The organism is Aquimarina algiphila, from assembly GCF_007489275.1.
Lineage (GTDB): Bacteria > Bacteroidota > Bacteroidia > Flavobacteriales > Flavobacteriaceae > Aquimarina > Aquimarina algiphila.
This window is the reverse complement of sequence record NZ_VLNR01000009.1, coordinates 56,326-77,493: the sequence shown is the minus strand read 5'-3', so window position 1 is coordinate 77,493 and position 21,168 is coordinate 56,326. Positions and strand designations below refer to the sequence as shown.

The following is a 21,168-nucleotide window of genomic DNA, read 5'->3' as shown; positions in this document are numbered from 1 at the left end:
AATAAAGACTTTTTCTATTTAAAGGGGAGTACCCTATTTTCAGGTTAATGGAAATAGGATACTCAAGTTATTGATTATTGATTAGCCTTATCATCTAAGCCTTGACCCAATCCCCATAGGAATCCAGCTACTGCAACCACTGCAAATACAGCTAGTAAAAAACCACCTTCAGTAGTTTCTTGCTCCTTGATAGTTAATTCTTGTACTCCAAAGTTTTCTAAATTTTTCATATTAAATGTTTTAAATGATTCTTAAGTTTTTATTTATCAGCTCCAGACGCTTTATACCCTAAGTAATATGCTACTGTAAATACTGCTGCGATTCCTAGAAGAACTAGGAATCCACCTTCGGTAGCTTGTTGTTCTTTAACCGATAATTCTTGTACTCCAAAATTTTCTAAATTTTTCATTTTCTGAAATTTTAAATGTTAGTAATTAATTTAAACACTCGAAATTTGTTTTCGTCAAAACATCTTTCAAGATTAGTATGTTGTTGCAACTATTATAAAAAGTAGTATACTGTACTTTTTACTTAACAATGATAGCATCAGGTTGTCTCATCTTATGAGAATGTTGCTAAAAAATGTAGTTTTTGAAAAGAATTTCCTCCACTCACAGATCTCATTTCATTAAATGGCAAGTCTTTTACATAAAAACCAAATCTAAATCCTACAGCTTCAGCATACACAAAGCTTTGTACGGTAAAGTCATATTCTATAGGAGCGTTCAATTCCTTCATCATTTCTATGATTCTATATAAGGTAGCTCTAGATACACCTAATCTGTTTGCCAAATCTATTGCTGTTCCTGTGGCTTCCATTCTAATAAGTTGATCGATTCTTTCAATAAGCTCTATTTGTTTAAGGATTGTAGTCATAATTGTAATGTTTTTTAATAAATGATATTCGAGTGATTTTTTCAGATGGTATGCATAATGAATCGAATAGGTTCTCTTATGCTTAATCCATCATATCTTAACTTTTAATTATGCGACAGCATTTATTGTTGATATATTGTCTAGTTTAGGCATTTGTTTTTGCCATAGCTCATAGTACTTTTCCTTTTGAGCATATAATACTTTATGGTTTCCTTCTTCGACCACTTCCCCTTTTTCTAAGACCACTATTTTGTCGGCATTGACTACGGTACTCAATCTATGAGCGATAATGATGATAGTTTTATCTTGATCTCGTAGATTTTGTACAGCTCGTTGAATGTAGTTTTCTGATACGCTATCTAGTGAAGATGTTGCTTCGTCTAATACTAGAATTTCTGGATTTTTGTATAAGGCTCTGGCAATAGCAATACGTTGTTTTTGTCCTCCTGATAAGGTGGCACCATTCTCCCCAAGATAGGTGGCAAAACTATTAGGTAGATTTTCTATAAATTCTAAAATACCGATGGTTTTGCAAACCTCCATAACCCTTTCCATATCAGGTGCAAATTCTCCTACAGCAATATTTTCGATAACATTACCTGCAAAAAGATCTATCTTTTGTGGCACTACACTTACTACATCTCTTAAACTGCTATTTTCAATATGTTTAAGATCCTGATCCCCAATAGATATTTGTCCTTTTTGGATTGGGTAAATGTTTTGTAGTAAAGACATTAAAGTAGATTTTCCAGAACCACTTTCTCCTATGATTGCGGTGATTTTTCCCTTCGGAATGTTAAGGCTAAAATCTTTAAAAACCTCTACTCTGGATCCATATCTAAATCCAACATGAGTAAAATTGATGTCTCCGATATTCTGTTTTGTGAAGGTTATTTTTTGTGCATCTTCTTCACGCTCCAGATCCATAATCTCAAACAAACGATCAGCTGCGATGAGTGCATTCTGAATTTGTTTGTTAGCACTAATTAACCCAGCAACCGGACTGGTGAAATATCCAATAATAGCATAAAATGCCATGAGTTCTCCAGCTGTAATTTCTTTTTCGATAACAAAATATGAACCACTCCATAATAAAATAATGGTAAACAATTGTGCTATTGTTCCCGTACTCGAAGCCGAAAACACAGTGTTTAAGGCAGATTTATATCCTGTTTTCAGCAATCCTATAAAACGTGTTTCGGTTTTAATATTGGCAAAATCTTCAAGACCAAATCTCTTGATTGTTCCTACAGAATTTAAAGATTCTACCAGTTGACTCTCTAAATCGGCAGATTTTTCCATGATACCCCGTTCAGTGCGCTTATTTAGCTTATTTGTGATGATGTATATAATAGCGTATACTGGGATAATGGCTAACATAATTAGGGCTAGTTTCCAATAATAGGTAAACATCAGACCAAAGGAAAAAATAAGAATCAGTATATTAACGGTTAGATTTAAGGCTACTCCATTAATGAAAGCTCTAATTTTTACAGCGTCATTAATTCTGGATATAATTTCTCCCACTCTCATCGTATCAAAGAATTGTTGAGGGAGTTTTAATAAATGTTTGTAGTACCCCAGAATCAGGCGTGAATCAATTTGCTGACCTGTCTTGATTAGAAAAACATCTTTGTATGCTCCAACAATTAATTGCAGAATTAATAACACAATCATTGTAATACCCAATAGGTTAAGCAATTTGGTACTTGTACCCATAAACACATGATCAGTGAGTTTTTGGATATAGATGGAAGTCGAAAATCCAAGTAATGTATAGATAATAGCTCCTACAAAAGCCTGTATAAGTACTCCTTTGTGAGGTTTGAGTAAAAACCAAAAGCGTTTAAAAACAGATACTTTTTCATTACCAGCCACAAAATCTTCTTTGGGTAATAATAATACCAAGACTCCGGTCCATTCTTTTGCGAATTCTTCATGAGTCTTTTTATGAAACCTGCCATCTCCTGGATCCATAATTTTAATGTATTCTTTGGTTACCTCATAAATCACTACATAGTGATGTAGTTTTTCATTAACGATCACATGGGCGATAGCGGGTTTAGGGATTTTAAATAGACTTTCTAAATCACCTCGTACGCCTTTGGCTTCAAATCCGAGCTTATCTGCAGCCTCAATTAATCCTAATACGTTAGTCCCTTTTTTATCAGTACTTGCAAATTGTCTAATACGAGCAATTGGCAGTTGTAATTTATAATGTGCAGAGATCGATGCCAGGCAGGTAGCACCGCAATCTGTAATATCGTGTTGTTTTATTTTTATGTTCCCCATGGTTTTTGTTTTTAAGTTGTAAAGTTTCAGAGACGCAGAGATTCAAAGACGCTAAGAATCTAAGTTTTAATAGTTGTGAGAAGTATGAAGTCGGATGTCGGATGTTTTTTTATCTCTGACATCTGACCCTTTTCTATTCTATAACTTCTGTTTTCATACTTCTGACTTCTTTTTTACTTTTCACTCTGTACTCTCTACTTTGTACTCTTTTTTATACTTTTCACTTTACATTTTTTATCTGATGTCTGAAGCAATAGGCCTGGTGTCCGATGCTTTTTTAACTTCTGACTTCCGTCTTCCAGCATCAGGCCCTTTTCACTTTTACATTTTAATTTTTTCGGTTTTACATTTTACATTTGTCATTCAACTTCTGACTCCTTTTTTCACTCTTCACTTTTCACTTCAGCGATTGTTGGGCTTGAAGGATTGAGCCAATCATCTACTTTGTCATATAGTAATTCAAATAAAGTGCGTTCTGTAAGTTTAAATCTTGCACTTAATGTCATCCCTTTGTTGAAACTTCCTTTAAAACCATTTTTCAATTTGAGATGGCCTTGATCGATTTTACAACGTACCTTAAAAACAGGTTGCTCATTAAGAATGTCTACATCTTTACTAATATCCTGTATTTTACCCGAGGCCAGTCCCCATTGATTATAGTTAAAAGCATCGATTTGAAAATTGACAGCCTTATCCTTACTGATCAAACCAATGTCAGATGGCGAGAGGTAGCATTCTGCAATAAGCTTGGTGTCTGGAGATATTTCGGCTATAGTAAGACCACCTGCAATAAAACTTCCAGGTTCAAGTCCCATTACATTCTTAAGAATCCCATCTATAGGAGCAGTAATGACAAGATCTTTTTGGTTCTGCTCTAATTGAGATAATCCACTTTTTAATTCTCTGATAGAACCCTGATATTCTGTTAGTGAAGCTTGCCAGGTGTTTTTTTGTTGTTTTCGATATTGTTGTAAACTACTAGTAGCTAATTGATGCTCAAAAGCACTGTTTTCATACTCAACTTTGGCAACTACTCCTTTTTCATATAATTTTTGATTACGCAAGTAATCAATTTTTGTTTTTTCGAATCGGGTTTGTAGTTCACGTAATTTTTGTGTGAAATACAAGTATTCTTTTTGATAACGGGCAGATTGAATTCTAGTAAATTTTGGTGTTGTTGTATTCACAAGATATTCGCAATCTTTAATAAACTGCTCAGTTTCTATTAACTGTGTAGTAGAACGCTCTATTTTTCCATTAATAACAGAAGTATTGGTCATCAGTAGTGTATCTCCCTTTTTTACTTTTTGATTATCCAGCATATTGGCGAATACTACTTTTCCTGATTGCAAAGGTGTAATAGCAATTCGTTCTTTACTTGGTTTTAGCATACCTCTTGCAGTTGTGTAAATATCAATTTTGATAAAAGGCAGAAGTACTAATGCGATGATAAGAGCAATTAATATTGTTGTATATATCGTTTTGCTTTTTTTACTATGTTCGAATTGATGCACCTCGATGGTATTGTCAATGATTTCTTTTGGAAATAACTGTTTCATCTGTTTATATTTTATTGTTTTAGCGGTCAGATAGAATTCATCAACAATCATTTTGGTTGAGATCAACTTAATGGTTATGACTCATTTCATGTGACGATTTTTTTAGCGATTAAAAAATAAATGAGGATATCGAGATTAAATGATCCATTAAGAATCTGATGAGTGCTGTAATGAAGTTAATGAGTGCGTGTGTCATAATTTTTGATTTGATCAAATATACCCTTGATAAAAGCCTGAAAACAAGTGAAGCCGGTCGTGATTCATGAAAACAAGCCCGCAATTCACAGAATTCAGACTTCGAGTTTTTGGAGGTAAATAATTGATTATCAGTAATTTTTGTTACGGTCTCTTAAAAAAAACCTTAAAACAGAAAGTAGTATATTTATAACCTATTAATTAACTATAGAATAAGACTTAGAACCTTGTGAAGCTAAAAAATCCATATACCTTTTTTGACAAATTTTGTCTTAGGACGCCACTTTTATCACTAAACTTTTATCATCATCTCACTAAAGATCAAGAGATCTCTATTGACAGTTTTAAAGATATTTGGAAAGATGATAGTATAAGAGAAGCCATTTTTCTGGCCTCACCAGAACTATTTTCCGAAATAGAAAAATGGTTGTCTGGTCAGTTAAAGGATACAAAAAAGAGTAAGCGCCTAGAATCTTCTTTATTAAAGTATATATCCAGAATGAGTTCTCGTTGTACTCCGTTTGGGTTATTTGCAGGATGTAGTATTGGAGAGTTTGGAGAAGCTAATAAAATCGAATTGACCGATTATAAACATCATCAAAGGCAAACCCGTTTTGATATGAATTTTTTGGTGGCCTTTTCACAGAAACTAGCCAAAGAAGAAGTTATAAAAAAACAGCTATTATGGTATGCAAATAATAGTCTCTATAAAATTGGAGATCAATACCGATACATAGAATATAAGTACAATCAACACAATAGGCGAGAACATTCTATTGAAGCTGTAGCCTATGCAGAATATTTACAAACAATAATTGAAAGTACCAGATCAGGTAAAAAGATTAAAGAGTTAGCTAATTTATTGGTTGATGATGAGATTACTTATGAAGAGGCAGAAGAATTTATAGGTGAGCTAATTGAAAATCAGATTCTGGTAAGTGAAATAGAACCTTCTGTAACTGGGGAGGATTTTTTAATGCAGTTAGAAAAGTGTCTTAAGGCATTAGACGGTACAGAATCTATCTTAAAAGAGATCAAACATTATCAGGTGTTCTTGGACCAAGTAGATCAAAAATTGGGTAATACAGCAGAAGACTATTTACAGTTAAGTGAACGGGTATCACAACTAGAGACCTCTTTTGAACTGAAATATCTATTTCAGACTGATATGTATACCAAGATACAATTTAATCAACTGGATAAGCGATGGGGGTATAAATTTAAAAGGGCTTTAACACTTTTAAATAAAATAAGTACTGCTCCTTCAGAAACCCATTTACAGCGATTTAAAGATGCATTTACAAAACGATATGAAACCCAGGAAATCCCTTTGGCTACTGCATTAGATACCGAAGTAGGGATTGGCTATCTGCAAAACCAAAATGCTGGAGATTCTACTTCTTTTTTGGATGATTTGTATATTCCTTTAAAACCTGTATCTCGTCAGGAAATATCATGGAGTCCTATTCAGGAAATCCTAAATCAAAAATTGCAGCATATTCATAAAGAAAATAAATATACATTACACTTTGAAGATAAAGATGTAGAACACCTGGAGCTTGATTGGAATGATTTACCTGATACTATGTCATCTATAGTACAGATTGCAAATGTTGATGGAGAAGAAAAAATGATGTTTTCCTCTGTAGGAGGGTCTTCTGGAGCTAATCTTTTGGGTCGATTTTCGACAGGTAATGATAGTATTCTTGATCATGTTCAGCATATTGCAGCAGTAGAGCAAGAAATGTATCCCAATCAAATTCTGGCAGAGGTAGTTCATTTGCCAGAGTCCAGAACCGGTAATGTGATTCGTAGAGCTACGATTCGAGAATATGAAATTCCGTATTTAGGAAAATCTAATGTACCCAAGGAGCAACAGCTTGATATATCTGATCTGATGATATCTGTTCGATATGGTCGTATTATTTTACGATCTAAGACGCTTAATAAAGAAATTATACCACGATTGACCAATGCTCATAATTATAGTGCTAATGCATTACCTGTATATCATTTTTTATGCGATGTACAGAAACAGGGAGGACGATCTGGTTTAGGGTTTTATTGGGGGGAGGCATTAGATAAACACGCTTTTCTACCCAGGGTAGTATATAAGGATTTTATATTGGCAAAAGCCAGATGGAAAATTATTACAGCAGACCTTCCTTTTCTAAAGGAACATATAGACAAAGGCAACATTAAAGTTATACAGGGTTGGAGAGAAAAACACAACATGCCTGCATTAGTTCAGCTTATTGATGGTGATAATACGTTATTAATTAACCTAGAGAATAGTAATTCTGTGCGTATGTGGTTAGATGCTATTAAAAATAAGAAAGGATGTATTCTTGAAGAGTTTTTCTTTGCCGAAGAAGGTCGGCCTGATGGACAAAAAGGTGTAGTACAACAACAAGGTAATAGTTATACCAATCAGTTTGTTATATCACTATACAATCAGGAAAAACTAGAGCATGCTCAATCACAAAATCAAGTGTCAAAGGCGGTTGAGGTTTAGAAATTTTATTTTGCACATTCAGTGATCTGATGGCTGAATAGGAAAGAAAAATTAGAACAAAGAAAAGACTACATGAGTACAAAACGAACATATATATTAGGAGATGAATGGGTATACTATAAAATCTATTGTGGTGCCAGAACCTCAGATGTACTCCTTACAGAAACCATAAAACCTCTTACAGAGCAGTTACTGCAACAAGGATTGATAGATTCCTGGTTTTTTATACGGTATGGGGATCCTGATTTTCATATCAGAATACGATTTCATTTACCAGATATAAAAGCCATAGGAACGGTAATTTTACAAATGAATGCAGCATTACAGGATTATGTAGAGCAGGGTGTAGTGTATAAAATACAGACTGACACCTATTTGAGGGAATTAGAGCGATATGGCACCCGCACAATGGATATATCTGAAGAATTGTTTTTTTATGACAGTGAAATGCTATTGAATGCTATAGCATTGATAGAAGACGAAGAATTGTATTTTTTGTTTGTGGTAAAGGCAATAGATCGATTGTTAGAAAGTTTTAACTACGGACAACAGGAAAAATTAACATTGGTACATCGAAATAGTCAGTCTTTTAAGAAAGAATTTCATGGGGATAAGACTTTAAACAAACAATTAGATAAAAAATACCGAGGCATAAAAAGCAAGCTTTCTGCATTTTTGGAGACTACAGAAATGCCAGAAGAATATCAGGTTTTAGATGACTTAATAGATCACAAAACTCAAAAATCGACCGCTGTGGTACAAATGATCATGAAAATGCAGCAAGACAACAGTTTAGAAATGCCACTGGATGATTTGATGAGTAGTTATATCCATATGTTAGTAAATCGAGCTTTTCGATCCAAACAACGTTTTTATGAATTGGTGTGTTATGATTTCTTATTACGCTACCAAAAAACAAAAGTAAGCTATAGCAAAGCATGAAAAGAGTACTACTTGTCTTTAGTATCATTTTTTTAAGCACTATCCATGGATTCGCTCAGGATAAAGGGTTTCAAATCCCTGATTCATTGAAAGCAAAGAGTTTTGAGGAGATAGATAATGTGTTTCTAAAATCTCTGGGAGATTCTATCAAACAGCCTTTTTATTCACAAGTATTATTAGCTAAAGCAAAGCAGGATGACTATGAATTAGGATTAGCCAAGGCGTATCGATATATGTCCTTTAATTATATAAAAGATTTTCCTAAAAGAATATTATACCTGGATAGTTCTATTTCCATTGGTGAAAAAATTAAAAAGAACGATTATCCTGAGGTTTCGTATTCGAATTTAGGATGGGTATATTATCATACAGGAAGTTATAGTAAATCAATTGAGAGTCATCTTTTAGCATTAAAGTATGCTGATATATCTAATAATAAAAGGTTGTCTTTTGTTGCAAAACATAACGTAGCCTTCATGAAGACAAAGATTGGAGAATATGAAGATGCGATTAGAATACTTAGAGAAGTGATGAAGTATTATGATGAAAATGAGAAGACTAATCGAACTAAATTGTTAGTGGTTCTTACATTAGCCAATACATATAGAAAAGTCAATATTTCTGATTCAGCTACTTTTTACAATAAAAAAGGCGCTTATTTGGCAAACAAAAATAATTTAAAAATTCGCAATTTTTTCACCTTGAATGAAGGTGTAAACCTGTTTCAAGAAAAAAAATATCAAGCGTCTTTAGATAGTATTCTCAAAGGAATCCCTGGAGTTCTAAAGGATGATACAGTGGATAGAGAGTTTTTAATTAGTGGATATTTGTATTTAGGGAAACTTTTTAAAATATTTAATAAAGACGAAAAGTCTCTTCAGTATTTACTCGAGATAGATAGATTTTATGAAGAAACCAATTTTACATCTATCGAAATACGGGAAGGATATGAGATGTTGATTAATTATTATAAAAAAGAGAACAATAAGAATAAGCAATTATATTTTATCAATAAATTATTTACGATTGATAGTGTTTTGGATCTTAATTATAAAAATCTGAGTAAAACAATTGTTACGGAATACGATACACCAAAGTTATTAAAGGAAAAACAAAACTTAATAGATGATCTAGAACAAAAGGAAAAAAAGACGAATATAAAATTTTGGATAGTATTGGCAATTGCAGTCATACTTATCTTTTTTATGATGTTGATTTACACTAAAAATATAAGGTATAAAAAACGTTTTCAAGAATTAATGAATGTAGAAACTAATGTGGTTTCTATTAAAAAGGAAAATATTAATAAAAGTTCATCAACTACAGAATCTATAGGAATTTCTGAAGAAATAGTAAATTCGGTATTAGAAGGACTTCAAAAATTTGAAAAGAAAGAAAGTTTTTTAAGTTCTAATATTACCACAGGAGATTTAGCAAAGCAATTAAAGACAAATTCTAAATATTTGTCTAAAATTATTAACACTTATAAAAAGAAGAGTTTTAGTGTTTATATAAATGAATTGCGTATCGATTATGTAATAAATAAACTCAAAAACGATTCCAAATTTAGATTATACACTATTAAAGCAATTTCTCGTGAGATTGGATTTAATACAACTGAAGCTTTTTCTAAATCCTTCTATAAAAAGACAGGGATTTACCCATCTTATTTTATCAAACAAATTGGCAGATAAAATGCTGTTTATTAGTTGTTTGCTGGTCTGTTTTCTTAGAAAGCAGACCAGTACTAAATTTTTCATTCACATTTCTTTAAGAGTAATACCTATATTTGTTTCGAACTCAAAACAAAAAACTCATGGAAAATAAAAAAGGGAAAAAGAAATTGGATTTAAAGAAACTTAAGATTACTAAATTAAATATTGAAGCACTTCAACAGGTAAAAGGAGGAAGTGACCGTACAGTATGTAACTGTACCAGTGATTTAATCGAATGTTCGCCTACTACTGGTAGTGGTGCTTTGTTTTTTGAAGGCAATATTCGATAGAATTACTTTTGAAAGATGGGATTAAAAGGATCAATATGAGAGTCTCTGTTTATGCTCTTCTTGTTTTATTAATAGTAGGAGATGTGAATTTGAGCTAATTCTTCTTGATTGGTTGATTTTTATTCTGTTTTCTGAAAAATGAGATGTGAGCCCATTTTTCTTTATATTTCTTTAAGAGTAATATTCTTAGAGAACAAAAAACGAAATTATTTTTTGGAGGCAGACTTTAAGTAGTGACCTAATAGTATCTAGCGATGATTTAACTTTAGAAGGAACTTGTTAAAATCAAAAAAAATCCATTTCGGAAACTTAAATTAAAGATTAACATAATTGAAAAACTCAACTTAACTAAGTTGGGTTTTTACTTTTTAGAGGTTTGCTAATATTTTCAATACTTTTGAGCTTTAACTCTAAGAACTACCTATGCGATCGGTCTATCTTACAACACTTTTTCTTTTGTTATCCTTTTTGAGTTTTGGACAAAAATTTCAAATCCCTGATTCGTTGAAGACAAAGAGTTTTGAGGAGCTTTTTAAATTGTGTATATCGGATAAACCAGACTCTCCTACTTTTTTTACATATACAAGCACATTGCTTAGTAAAGCAAAAGAAGGAAAAGATAATATTGAAATAGCAAAAGGTTATATGTCTATATCTTATAATTACTTAAATGATGTTCCGGTGAGATTGGCTTATTTAGATAGCTCTATTTCAATTAGTAAAGGTCTGAAGAATAAAAGATACCCCGCAATTTCTTATTCTATTAAAGGAGGCGTATACAAACAAAAGAATACAATAAATCAATTGACAGCTATCTACAAGCTTTAGAGTACTCCAGAAAGGCGAATAATCTATTTTTATATTATATAACTAAACATAATATTGCGACTTTAAAACAGCAAATTGGAGAATTTCAAGAAGCGGCAAAAATATTTAAAGAGGTATTAAAATATGAAGAAGAGAATAATATTAAACGAGAAGAGCATTATACTTCGATGCTACAATTATCAATTACTTTTAGACAACTTCAACTTATTGATTCATCTTCATACTATAATAAAAAAGGAATTAAACAGTCATTAAAGGATAGTATGGATATATATTATTATTTCGTACTAAACGAAGGAATAAACCTATATCATAAAAAACAATATAAAGCCTCTTTAGACAGTATTAATAAAGGGACGTTTTTTCTTGAAAAATATTATCCAAATAGTATATTAAAAGTTAGTGGTTATTTGTATCTAGCGAAACTGAATCGAAAATTTAATGACAGCAAAAATTCTTTAAAATATCTAAGAATACTTGATGAAACTGCAAAAAGTGGATATGTGTATTTAGAAATGAGAGAGGGGTATAAGATGTTGATTGATTATTATAAATCAGAAAATGATAAGGATAAACAGTTGTATTACATTAATAAATTACTTAGCGCAGATAGTATCTTAGATAAGCAATATAAAAATCTAAACAAAAAAATCATAAAAGAATTCGACACTCCCAACCTGCTTAGAGAAAAAGAAGAACTTATTGTTTCTTTAGAAGCAGAAAAAGGTGTCAGTGCTAAGACCATTGCAATCATCTCATTGTTATTGGTTCTAAGTCTGGGAGGAGTGAGTTATTATTACTATAACCAACGACGCTATAAAAAACGATTTTTGCAATTGGTGGAGACCAATGCCCGGCAAAGCAAGTCTAAAGAAAAACCACCAAAAAATAAGACCGAGATATCCTCAATTAATCCAGAAACGCTAGAGCATTTACTTAGTCAATTACAATTATTTGAGGAGCGACAAGGATATCTAAGCTCAAAAATCAATTCTAAAGACCTGGCAAAGAGTTTTGGGTCTAACTCCAGTTACTTGTCGCTAGTAATCAATACCTATAAGAAGAAAAGTTTAAGTCAATATCTTAATGACCTACGTATCGATTTTGCGGTAGAAAAACTACAATCAGATGCTCGATTTAGAAAATACACTATCAAGGCCATTGCACAAGAAGTGGGGTTTAAAACAGCAGAGGCTTTTGCTAAGACATTTTATAAGAAAACAGGGATATATCCTTCATACTTTATAAAAAAACTCGAGAAACAAAGTTCAGGGACTAGTACGTAAATGAATATTTAGCTTCACCATCTTTATCATGAACATGATATTCTAAATACGTGTAAGCGTCTCTAGGTACAATCTTAACCCATGGTTTATGATTCATTCATCACTTTGTAATTCGTTTTGATAAAATCCAAACCTAAATCCTACCGCTTCGGCATAGATAAAATTTTGAGAATGTAAATCATATAGTATAGGAGCATCAAGGTCTTTCATAAATTTGATGATACGATAGACTTTAGTTCTTGAGATACCTAATCGCGACGCTAACTGATCTGGAGTGCCTGTTGCTTGTAAATGGATCAATTGATCAATACGTTGAATAAGTTGCATAGTTTGGATGAGAATTTTCATAATCTTTATATTCTTAATTAATAGAGAATATTTATTCTTTTTTTGACCTTGTTTTATGTTGTAGAACATTGTTTTTTGATAGAAACAAATATATCCCCAATATTAAGGAAGAAACAAGGAGAGTATTCTGCAATTCGGGAAAACACGGCATAGATTCTTAGAATAACAAGATCCTTTTTTGTGTTAAAGTATTGTTTTTTAAATATTTAGATTTGTCTTTTTAAGAAGTCGAATAAAAAACAGAAAATGGTATATTTACTTCTTGTTTTGGAAGAAGATGAAGTGTAAATCATAGTATTTTTAATATAGCATTCATAAATTTTGAAGAGAATAATGTGCAAGAGTTTTTATATCGTAGCGATTCTTTTATTTTATCAAATACAAAGTATCACTGCATATCAAAACACCGAGAAAACCTTAGATGATAGTTATAAGTTTTTATTAAATAAATTTTATGAAAATGAAGTGGATTCTGTAATTGCTGTTGGGTATGCCAATAAATATCTTTCTAAAGCAAAAAAAGAAAAGGATACGTTAAGAATTGCAGATGGATATTATTTCTTATCCAGCATAAGTACAGGGGAGACATCAATCAAATATTGTGATACTATAATAGCAATTACAAAAAATCACCAGACAGAAAGCTACCCTACCTATGCCTATTTAAATAAAGCGCTTAAGTATTTTGACATGGGAAATTTTAAGAAGGCTTTTGATTATTATTTAAAAGTATATGACGAAACAGAAAAATATAATAATATATTTCTCCAATATTCTTGTAAGAAAAATATAGGTATTCTGAAGGCTATTCTGGGAGAAAATGAAACAGCTTTAGTAACCTTACGAGAATGTTATGCATTTTACTCAAAATATAAAGAAAAAGCTCCCAATGACTATTTAACTACACTTTTTGCTTTGTCAGAATCTTATAATTTTAATAAAGTGCTAGATTCTGCTTCTATGATAAATAGAATAGGGTACAAAGAATCTATAGAATTAAAAGCAGAACAGTTTACATGTTATTTTGTACTAAACGAAGGAATAAATCAATTTAGTAAATCGAATTATACCGTAGCCAAAGATAGTTTAGCAAAAGCAATTACAGATTTAGAGTTAAATGGTGATAAAACTAATTTGGGGCAAGCCCATTTTTACTTAGGAAAAACATTATCATCATTGGATTTTGAAGAAGAGGCTATAGAAGAACATAAAAAAGCAGATAAAATTTTTCAGGGAGTTACTCAGATTATTCCAGAAAATAGAGAGAATCATGAGATTTTGATTAGTTATTATAAAAGTATAAATGATACGGATAGCCAATTAGAATATATTGAAAAACTCCTTAGAGTGGATAGTGTATTAAATAGTAATTATAAATACCTTATCAAGAATGTGGTCCAAAATTATGATACCCCGAGACTTCTTTCTGAAAAGCAAAAAATTATAGATTCATTAAAAGGGGATAAAAAATCATCTACAATAATTATCTTTTTTTTGGTTATTCTAAGTATGATGTCATCTGTTTTTTTGGTTTTTAATTATCGAAAAAAGAAGAGATATAAACAAAGATTTGACGAATTATATAATTCCAGTTCTGCTAATAAAAAGAATCAGAAAACCTTAAGTACTACATCGGTTGATTCGATTGGGATTTCTGAAGATATTGCGAATAAAATTTTGAATGATTTAGACGAATTTGAACGAAAGCAAGAATTTTTAAAGCCAAGCATTACCACTAATGAATTGGCAAAAAAAATGAATACAAATTCAAAATATTTATCCCGAGTGATTAATCACTATAAGAAGAAAAGCTTTATTGTATATATCAATGAATTAAGAATAGATTATTGTATTGAAAAACTTAAAACAGACAAAAAGTTTATGAATTATACCATTAAAGCCATAGCAAGAGAGATAGGTTTTAATTCTACAGATGCTTTTTCTAAATCTTTTTATAAAATAAAAAAGATACAACCTTCATACTTTATTCGAGAGTTAGAAAAACAACAGCGTAATTGATTTTTGTTAAAAAATTGATTATTAAGATCTTATGTTCAGTGATTCTGGAAAACAGGGCGGTAGTTAAATAAAAAAGTGACATTTCAGAATTATTCTATTTATGTTTGCCAACGGAAACAAATAAAAAAAGAGAATTATGAAAAAAAAGTCAATCACAAAAAAATTAGGATTAGAAAAGTTGGAGATCACAAAATTAACAAACCCAAGAGTGATTATGGGAGGAAGTGAGCATTGTCCTTTAACAGACCCACCTAAACCTGAGCCTTCAGGTGCTTTTACTTGTACATTAACAGTTACTGATCCAAAAAACAATGGAGGGACTAACAGACCTACTCAAGGATGTTTTGGCCTATAAATAGTGAGTATTAAATCTTTAATATAAAGAGGAGATTATAAAACCAAAAAGCCCGGTACTTTTACAAGTCCGGGCTTTATTTTATTTTATCACTTCACCATCTTTATCGTGAAAATGATATTCTAAATACGTGTAAGCGTCTCTAGGTACAATCTTAACCCATCGTTTATGGTTAAAATACCATTTGGATCGGGTGGATGGAAATCCTTTTGTTAAAAAAGCTGCAATAAAAGGATGCGCACTTAGCGTTATCTTTTTATGTTCTTTCTTAATTAATTTTTCTAATTCGACCTTTATTTTTTCTACCAAAACTATAGGTGCCTCAACTTCACCATTTATTCCGCTTGGATCATCCTCACGGGTTTTGATATTCATTTCTGGTCGTACGCGTTGTCGCGTAATCTGAATCAAGCCAAACTTACTTGGCGGTAATATTTTGTGCTTCGCTCTGTCGTCTTTCATCTCTTCTCTCAATTGATTAAAGAGAGTTCTGCGGTTATCAGCATTATTCATATCGATAAAATCGACTACGATAATGCCTCCCATGTCTCTTAGACGTAGTTGGCGAGCTACTTCAGCTGCACTGATTAGGTTAACTTCTAGTGCAGTATCTTCTTGGTTTTTGGCTTTATTAGACCGGTTGCCACTATTGACATCGATTACGTGCATCGCTTCTGTATGCTCGATAACCAAATAGGCGCCCTTACTCATAGATACCGTCTTGCCAAAACTTGTTTTGATTTGCCGTTCAATACCATATTTTTCAAAAATTGGTATTTTAGGATTATGAAGTTTTACAATTGATTCCTTTTTTGGAGCAATTTCTTGCAGATATTCTTTAATTCTACTGTAGAGATCTTCATCATCTACAATAATAGAAGTAAAAGTGTCATTAAACACATCTCTTAATATAGAAGATGCTCTGTTCATTTCACCTAATACTTTAGACGGATGATGCGCTTTGTACAATTTCTTGCACATGGTTTCCCAGCGTCCCATCAGATTTTGTAAATCTTTGTCTAGTTCTGCTACTTTTTTGCCTTCTGCTACAGTACGTACGATAATACCAAAACCTTTGGGCTTGATACTTTTAACAAGCCTTTTTAAACGTTCTTTTTCTTCTGAAGATTCTATTTTTTGAGAAATAGAAATTCGGTTAGAAAAAGGAACTAATACAATATATCGACCAGCAATCGATAGCTCTGAGCTAATTCGAGGGCCTTTGGTTGATATAGGTTCTTTAACTATCTGTACTAACAGTGATTGATTTGATTTTAACACATTGGTAATAGTACCGTGTTTATCAATATCGTCCTCTACAGGAAAATCCTTTAGAGAATAATTTCTTAATTTACCTGTGCTTACACGTTTTATGAATTTAAGTAAGGAAGACACTTGAGGACCAAGATCATGATAATGCAAAAATGCATCTTTTTCATACCCTACATTTACAAATGCAGCGTTTAAACCTGGGACGGATTTACGGATTTTGGCAATAAAAATATCACCTACCGAAAAATCACTATCGTCTTCTTCCTTATGTAACTCAATTAGTTTTCCATCCTTTAGTAAGGCAAAATCTGTAGAGGAACCTGACCTAATGATCAATTCGTTGTTCACTCTGATTAGATTTTTATCCCGATAAATCGGAATGGATTAAACAATTTTTTTCACAGGAATTTTGCAATTCCGTTGAAATAAAATAATCCTATCGGTAGTAGATAGTATATTTTATTTCGATTTCAAAGAACATTACTTTTAAACAAAAAAAGTAGTTAGAAACTACTTTTTCTTGTGGCGGTTGGCTCTTCTGCGTTTTTTACGCTTGTGCGTAGCTACCTTGTGTCTTTTACGTTTTTTACCACTTGGCATAGTGCGTGTATTTTATTTATTGTTATTAGTTTATTTTACTTCTACATTAGTTTTTACGCCTTCTACAAAAACTTTTGCTGGCTTAAACGCTGGTATATTGTGTGCAGGAATCTTGATAGTAGTATTCTTAGAAATGTTACGACCTGTTTTTTCTGCTCTGGTTTTGATAATAAAACTACCAAATCCTCTAAGATAAACATTGTCTCCACTTTCTAGTGAACTTTTTACTTCTTCCATAAATGTTTCAACAGTTGCCTGAACATCTCCTTTTTCTATTCCCAGTTTTTCTGAAATTTTTGCTACAATATCTGCTTTAGTCATTATAATACCTATTAAGGGGTTTTTAAATTTTCAAGGGGGCAAATATAACAATTTAAAATCCAAAATATCAATACTTAAGATGATATTTTCATCTTTAAACGTTTAATTTTGTAAAACTTATAATTTTATTATGATTTTTTCTAAAAAACTCATTTCGTGGTACTTACAAAACAAAAGATCAATGCCATGGAGAGAAACCAAAAATCCATATCATATTTGGCTTAGCGAAATTATACTTCAACAGACCAGAGTTGCGCAAGGATTACCATATTATATGTCATTTACAACTACTTTTCCAACGGTATTTGATTTGGCAAATGCAAGTGAAGAAGAAGTGCTTAAATTATGGCAGGGATTAGGCTATTATTCTAGGGCTAGAAACCTGCATGCTACAGCAAAATATGTGGCCAATGATTTAAAAGGTATTTTTCCTGCTACATATAAGGACTTATTGCAATTAAAAGGAGTTGGTGATTATACGGCTAGTGCCATTGCTTCTATATGTTATAATGAAGCCGTACCTGTAGTCGACGGAAATGTGTATCGCGTATTATCCAGGTATTTTGGAATTGATACTCCTATTAATAGTACAAAAGGAATTAGTGAGTTTAAAAAACTGGCAATAACATTAATGGATCATGATGAGCCTGCAGAATACAATCAGGCAATTATGGAGTTTGGAGCATTGCAGTGTAAGCCCAAAAGTCCGTATTGTATTGTTTGCCCTTTACAAGATAGTTGTGAAGCACTTAAAAAAGGTAACGTACCTTCTTTACCAGTAAAACTTAAAAAACTAAAAGTCAAAAAACGGTATTTTAATTACCTGGTATTTTCTTCATCAGATCAGGAAACCATATTACAACAAAGAGTAGGGAACGGAATATGGAAAGGCCTATATGAATTTCCTTTAATAGAAGGAGAAGTTGTAGGTGTTGATGAAATAGTGTTAAATGATATTTTTCAGAAAATAGTAAATACTAAGGAGTATGAGATTATACCCTATAAAGAGGAGTTAATAGTGCATAAATTATCTCATCAACATTTATACACTAAGTTTTACATTGTAAAATTAAATGATAGTCTAAATGGTAGTGAAGATCAGAAAAAAGTAAATTTTAAAGATATACATTCCTATCCGGTTCCTATTTTGTTAAGTAATTTTATAGAAGCGTTTTTTAAGAAAGATTTAGTTTAAAAAAAGATACGTTAAGACGATTCTAAGAGTATTGTATTTATTGATTTTTTATTACATTTACTAGATAACAATGTTATTTTAAGGTATAGAAGAAAATAAGAACTATTCTGATAGCGTTATTTATAAAGGTTTGTTATTTCTTTGCAAGTATAAACCCTAACAACAAACTATAATTAAAATGTCTGGAACACTAAATAAAGTAATGCTTATTGGGCATACAGGAGATGAGGTTAAGATGCATTATTTTGAAGGAGGTAATTGTATTGGTAGATTTCCACTCGCAACAAATGATTCTTATGTGAATAAAAGTACAAATGAACGAGTGACTACTACGGAGTGGCATAATATTGTTGTGAGAAATAAAGCGGCAGAGATTTGTGAGAAATACCTTAATAAAGGAGATAAAATATATATAGAGGGGCGTTTAAAGACCAGAAAATGGCAAGATGAACAAGGAAAAGATAGATATAGTACAGAAATACAGTGTACTGATTTTACTTTTCTTACCCCCAAAAATGAGAACCCATCTTCTGAGCCAAGACCTCAGAATACAACTCAGCAAGTGACCCCTTCTGTGAACAATCCGCAAGAGGCTTCACCTGATTCACCAGCAATGGAAGACGACGATCTCCCATTCTGATACGTTTAACTAAACAGAGATAATTTGGACCCTGATCCTGAACCTTTATTTATTTTACTATTCGCTTTTGATCCAATGCAAACCGTTAATTTGGTGGCACTTGTAGTTTTACTTGTTTTTTCTGCATTAATATCCGGAAGTGAAGTGGCGCTGTTTTCATTAACTCCTGCTGATCTAAAAGATGAAGAAAATGGATCTAAGAACCTTAAGACGATATCCAGATTATTAGATAATCCCAAGAAATTACTAGCAACAATATTAGTAGCGAATAATTTTATCAATATTGCGATCATATTACTTTTTGATGCTTTGGGGAAAGTATATTTTAGTAGCCTTGACTATGTGTGGTTTGGCTGGATTAGTGTGCGGTTTTTAGTAGAAGTCGGACTAGCAGCTTTTTTGATCTTATTATTTGGTGAGATCTTGCCAAAAATATATGCCAGTAGAAATAAAATGAAATTTGCCATGTTTATGGCACGTCCTCTTAGGGTTTTGGATTGGATTATCACTCCAATCAGTATCCCTATGCGTAGCGTTACTATTGGGATTCATAATAGATTGGGAAAACAAAAATCTAATTTAAGTGTAGATCAATTGTCACAAGCACTAGAACTAACCTCTGATAAGGATACTACTGATGAAGAAAAGAAAATCCTGGAAGGAATAGTGTCCTTTGGAAATACAGATACAAAACAAGTGATGCGACCCAGAATGGATATTTTTGCATTGAATAACCAAGCGTCCTATAAAGAAATTCTGCCAGAGGTTATCGAGAATGGATATTCACGTATTCCTGTTTATGAAGATAATATTGATAAAGTGATCGGGATTTTATATGTAAAAGATCTTTTACCGCATATTAATGAAACCAATTTTGATTGGATACCGTTATTAAGAGATCCCTATTTTGTGCCAGAGAATAAAAAACTCGATGATCTGCTTAATGATTTTAAAAACAAAAAGAATCATCTGGCTATCGTGGTAGATGAATATGGAGGGACCAGTGGATTGATCTCTTTAGAAGATATTATCGAAGAAATTGTTGGTGATATTAGTGACGAATTTGACGATGAAGATTTGGTGTATTCTAAACTCGATGATCAAAATTATGTTTTTGAAGGAAGGACGGCGTTAAAAGATTTTTACAAAGTATTAAAGCTCGAAGACAATGAAATTTTTGAAGATAAAAAAGGAGATGCAGAAACCATCGCGGGATTGTTGCTGGAAATATCAGGAAGTTTTCCAAGACGAGGTGAAATGATTAATTTGAACCAGTATACTTTTAAAGTAGAATCATTGGATAATAAACGAATAAAACAAGTGAAATTAACCATTAATGAAAAGGAAAATAGTTAGATTTTGTTTAGTAATAAGTGCAGTGTTATTACTTTCTTGTGGTGGTGAGATCCTACCTAAACCAGAAGGAATGTTGCGATTAAGTTATCCTAAACCAGAGTATAAAGAAGTGATGTTACCTTGCCCTTATTCTTTTGAGAAAAATGATTTTTCAGAATTTCAAAAAGCCAGAAGGAATAATCGATGTTGGTATAATCTGGAGTATAAGAAATTAAAAGCAACCATGTATATTTCTTATTTTAAAATTAATAATAACCTTGATTCGTTGCTACGGGATGCTCAAAATCTTACTCAAGAACACGTGATTAAGGCAGATGGTATTTTACAAGAACCTTATATTGATGAAAAAAATCGTGTGTTTGGTATGTTTTATGAGGTGTCTGGCAATGCGGCTTCACAGTCTCAGTTTTATGCTACTGATAGTATTAATCATTTTGTAGTGGGGTCTATGTATTTTAAAGTAAAACCAAATTATGACTCTATTCTTCCGGCTGCAAATTATTTACGTAATGATATGAAACAATTGATGGAAACCCTTCGTTGGAAAGAATAGTTAATTTTCTT

At 31.9% G+C, this 21,168-nt stretch carries 20 protein-coding genes; 12 read left to right on the top strand and 8 right to left on the bottom strand.

The window, feature by feature from the left end; translation table 11 throughout:
• Positions 1-74: 74 nt before the first annotated feature.
• The 5 genes from FOF46_RS31390 to FOF46_RS06120 all read right to left on the bottom strand — a co-directional run bounded on the left by FOF46_RS31390 (position 75) and on the right by FOF46_RS06120 (position 4,727).
• On the bottom strand, positions 75-230 hold the full coding sequence (locus FOF46_RS31390) for a hypothetical protein (RefSeq protein ID WP_160114073.1): 156 nt from the start codon (positions 228-230) through the stop codon (positions 75-77).
• Positions 231-259: 29 nt separating this feature from the next.
• Positions 260-409 carry a hypothetical protein gene (locus FOF46_RS31385; RefSeq protein WP_160114074.1) on the bottom strand — a complete coding sequence of 50 codons (150 nt, stop codon included), beginning with the start codon at positions 407-409 and terminating at the stop codon, positions 260-262.
• Between the two features lie 152 nt (positions 410-561).
• On the bottom strand, positions 562-876 hold the full coding sequence (locus FOF46_RS06130) for an HTH domain-containing protein (protein ID WP_109435067.1): 315 nt from the start codon (positions 874-876) through the stop codon (positions 562-564).
• Positions 877-984: 108 nt separating this feature from the next.
• Entirely contained in the window at positions 985-3,168 is a 2,184-nt protein-coding gene (locus tag FOF46_RS06125; RefSeq protein ID WP_143915841.1) for a peptidase domain-containing ABC transporter, read from the bottom strand.
• Between the two features lie 383 nt (positions 3,169-3,551).
• Positions 3,552-4,727 carry an HlyD family secretion protein gene (locus tag FOF46_RS06120; protein ID WP_143915840.1) on the bottom strand — a complete coding sequence of 392 codons (1,176 nt, stop codon included), beginning with the start codon at positions 4,725-4,727 and terminating at the stop codon, positions 3,552-3,554.
• Positions 4,728-5,151: 424 nt separating this feature from the next.
• On the opposite strand from FOF46_RS06120, the gene FOF46_RS06115 reads away from it, so the two are divergent.
• From FOF46_RS06115 to FOF46_RS06090, 6 genes are all read left to right on the top strand, one after another.
• Positions 5,152-7,437, top strand: coding sequence for a lantibiotic dehydratase family protein (locus tag FOF46_RS06115; protein WP_143915839.1), 2,286 nt, complete (start codon positions 5,152-5,154; stop codon positions 7,435-7,437).
• A 72-nt stretch (positions 7,438-7,509) separates the two neighbouring features.
• Positions 7,510-8,379, top strand: coding sequence for a thiopeptide-type bacteriocin biosynthesis protein (locus FOF46_RS06110; RefSeq protein ID WP_143915838.1), 870 nt, complete (start codon positions 7,510-7,512; stop codon positions 8,377-8,379).
• Positions 8,376-10,073 (top strand): helix-turn-helix domain-containing protein, encoded by a 1,698-nt coding sequence (locus tag FOF46_RS06105; protein ID WP_143915837.1) that lies wholly within the window; start codon positions 8,376-8,378, stop codon positions 10,071-10,073. Before FOF46_RS06110 ends, FOF46_RS06105 begins: the two co-directional genes overlap by 4 nt.
• Before the next feature lie 122 nt (positions 10,074-10,195).
• Positions 10,196-10,384: a class I lanthipeptide gene (locus tag FOF46_RS06100; RefSeq protein ID WP_143915836.1), complete on the top strand. Its 189-nt coding sequence runs from the start codon at positions 10,196-10,198 to the stop codon at positions 10,382-10,384.
• Positions 10,385-10,888: 504 nt separating this feature from the next.
• Positions 10,889-11,212: a hypothetical protein gene (locus FOF46_RS06095; protein ID WP_143915835.1), complete on the top strand. Its 324-nt coding sequence runs from the start codon at positions 10,889-10,891 to the stop codon at positions 11,210-11,212.
• Positions 11,213-11,379: 167 nt separating this feature from the next.
• Positions 11,380-12,498: a helix-turn-helix domain-containing protein gene (locus tag FOF46_RS06090; protein WP_143915834.1), complete on the top strand. Its 1,119-nt coding sequence runs from the start codon at positions 11,380-11,382 to the stop codon at positions 12,496-12,498.
• Positions 12,499-12,591: 93 nt separating this feature from the next.
• On the opposite strand, the gene FOF46_RS06085 is transcribed toward FOF46_RS06090, so the two are convergent.
• The gene (locus FOF46_RS06085) at positions 12,592-12,846 is read right to left on the bottom strand and encodes a helix-turn-helix domain-containing protein (RefSeq protein WP_143915833.1); all 255 of its coding nucleotides are present in this window, start codon (positions 12,844-12,846) and stop codon (positions 12,592-12,594) included.
• A gap of 333 nt (positions 12,847-13,179) precedes the next feature.
• Here FOF46_RS06085 and FOF46_RS06080 point away from each other — a divergent pair, with 333 nt between their 5' ends.
• Both FOF46_RS06080 and FOF46_RS06075 read left to right on the top strand, forming a co-directional pair.
• The gene (locus tag FOF46_RS06080; protein WP_143915832.1) at positions 13,180-14,865 is read left to right on the top strand and encodes an AraC family transcriptional regulator; all 1,686 of its coding nucleotides are present in this window, start codon (positions 13,180-13,182) and stop codon (positions 14,863-14,865) included.
• A gap of 136 nt (positions 14,866-15,001) precedes the next feature.
• Positions 15,002-15,220: a hypothetical protein gene (locus tag FOF46_RS06075; RefSeq protein WP_109434437.1), complete on the top strand. Its 219-nt coding sequence runs from the start codon at positions 15,002-15,004 to the stop codon at positions 15,218-15,220.
• 81 nt (positions 15,221-15,301) lie between these two features.
• Here FOF46_RS06075 and FOF46_RS06070 read toward each other — a convergent pair whose 3' ends face one another.
• Positions 15,302-16,840 (bottom strand): Rne/Rng family ribonuclease, encoded by a 1,539-nt coding sequence (locus FOF46_RS06070; protein ID WP_109434436.1) that lies wholly within the window; start codon positions 16,838-16,840, stop codon positions 15,302-15,304.
• Between the two features lie 282 nt (positions 16,841-17,122).
• Positions 17,123-17,413: an HU family DNA-binding protein gene (locus FOF46_RS06065; protein WP_024768281.1), complete on the bottom strand. Its 291-nt coding sequence runs from the start codon at positions 17,411-17,413 to the stop codon at positions 17,123-17,125.
• A gap of 130 nt (positions 17,414-17,543) precedes the next feature.
• On the opposite strand from FOF46_RS06065, the gene mutY reads away from it, so the two are divergent.
• The 4 genes from mutY (at position 17,544) to gldD (ending at position 21,157) form a co-directional block, all read left to right on the top strand.
• Positions 17,544-18,608, top strand: coding sequence for an A/G-specific adenine glycosylase (gene mutY / locus FOF46_RS06060; protein WP_143915831.1), 1,065 nt, complete (start codon positions 17,544-17,546; stop codon positions 18,606-18,608).
• A gap of 178 nt (positions 18,609-18,786) precedes the next feature.
• On the top strand, positions 18,787-19,248 hold the full coding sequence (locus tag FOF46_RS06055; RefSeq protein ID WP_109434434.1) for a single-stranded DNA-binding protein: 462 nt from the start codon (positions 18,787-18,789) through the stop codon (positions 19,246-19,248).
• A 24-nt stretch (positions 19,249-19,272) separates the two neighbouring features.
• Positions 19,273-20,604, top strand: coding sequence for a gliding motility-associated protein GldE (locus FOF46_RS06050; protein WP_143915830.1), 1,332 nt, complete (start codon positions 19,273-19,275; stop codon positions 20,602-20,604).
• The gene (gene gldD / locus FOF46_RS06045; RefSeq protein ID WP_143915829.1) at positions 20,585-21,157 is read left to right on the top strand and encodes a gliding motility lipoprotein GldD; all 573 of its coding nucleotides are present in this window, start codon (positions 20,585-20,587) and stop codon (positions 21,155-21,157) included. The genes FOF46_RS06050 and gldD overlap by 20 nt, the downstream gene beginning before the upstream one ends.
• Positions 21,158-21,168 lie beyond the last annotated feature (11 nt).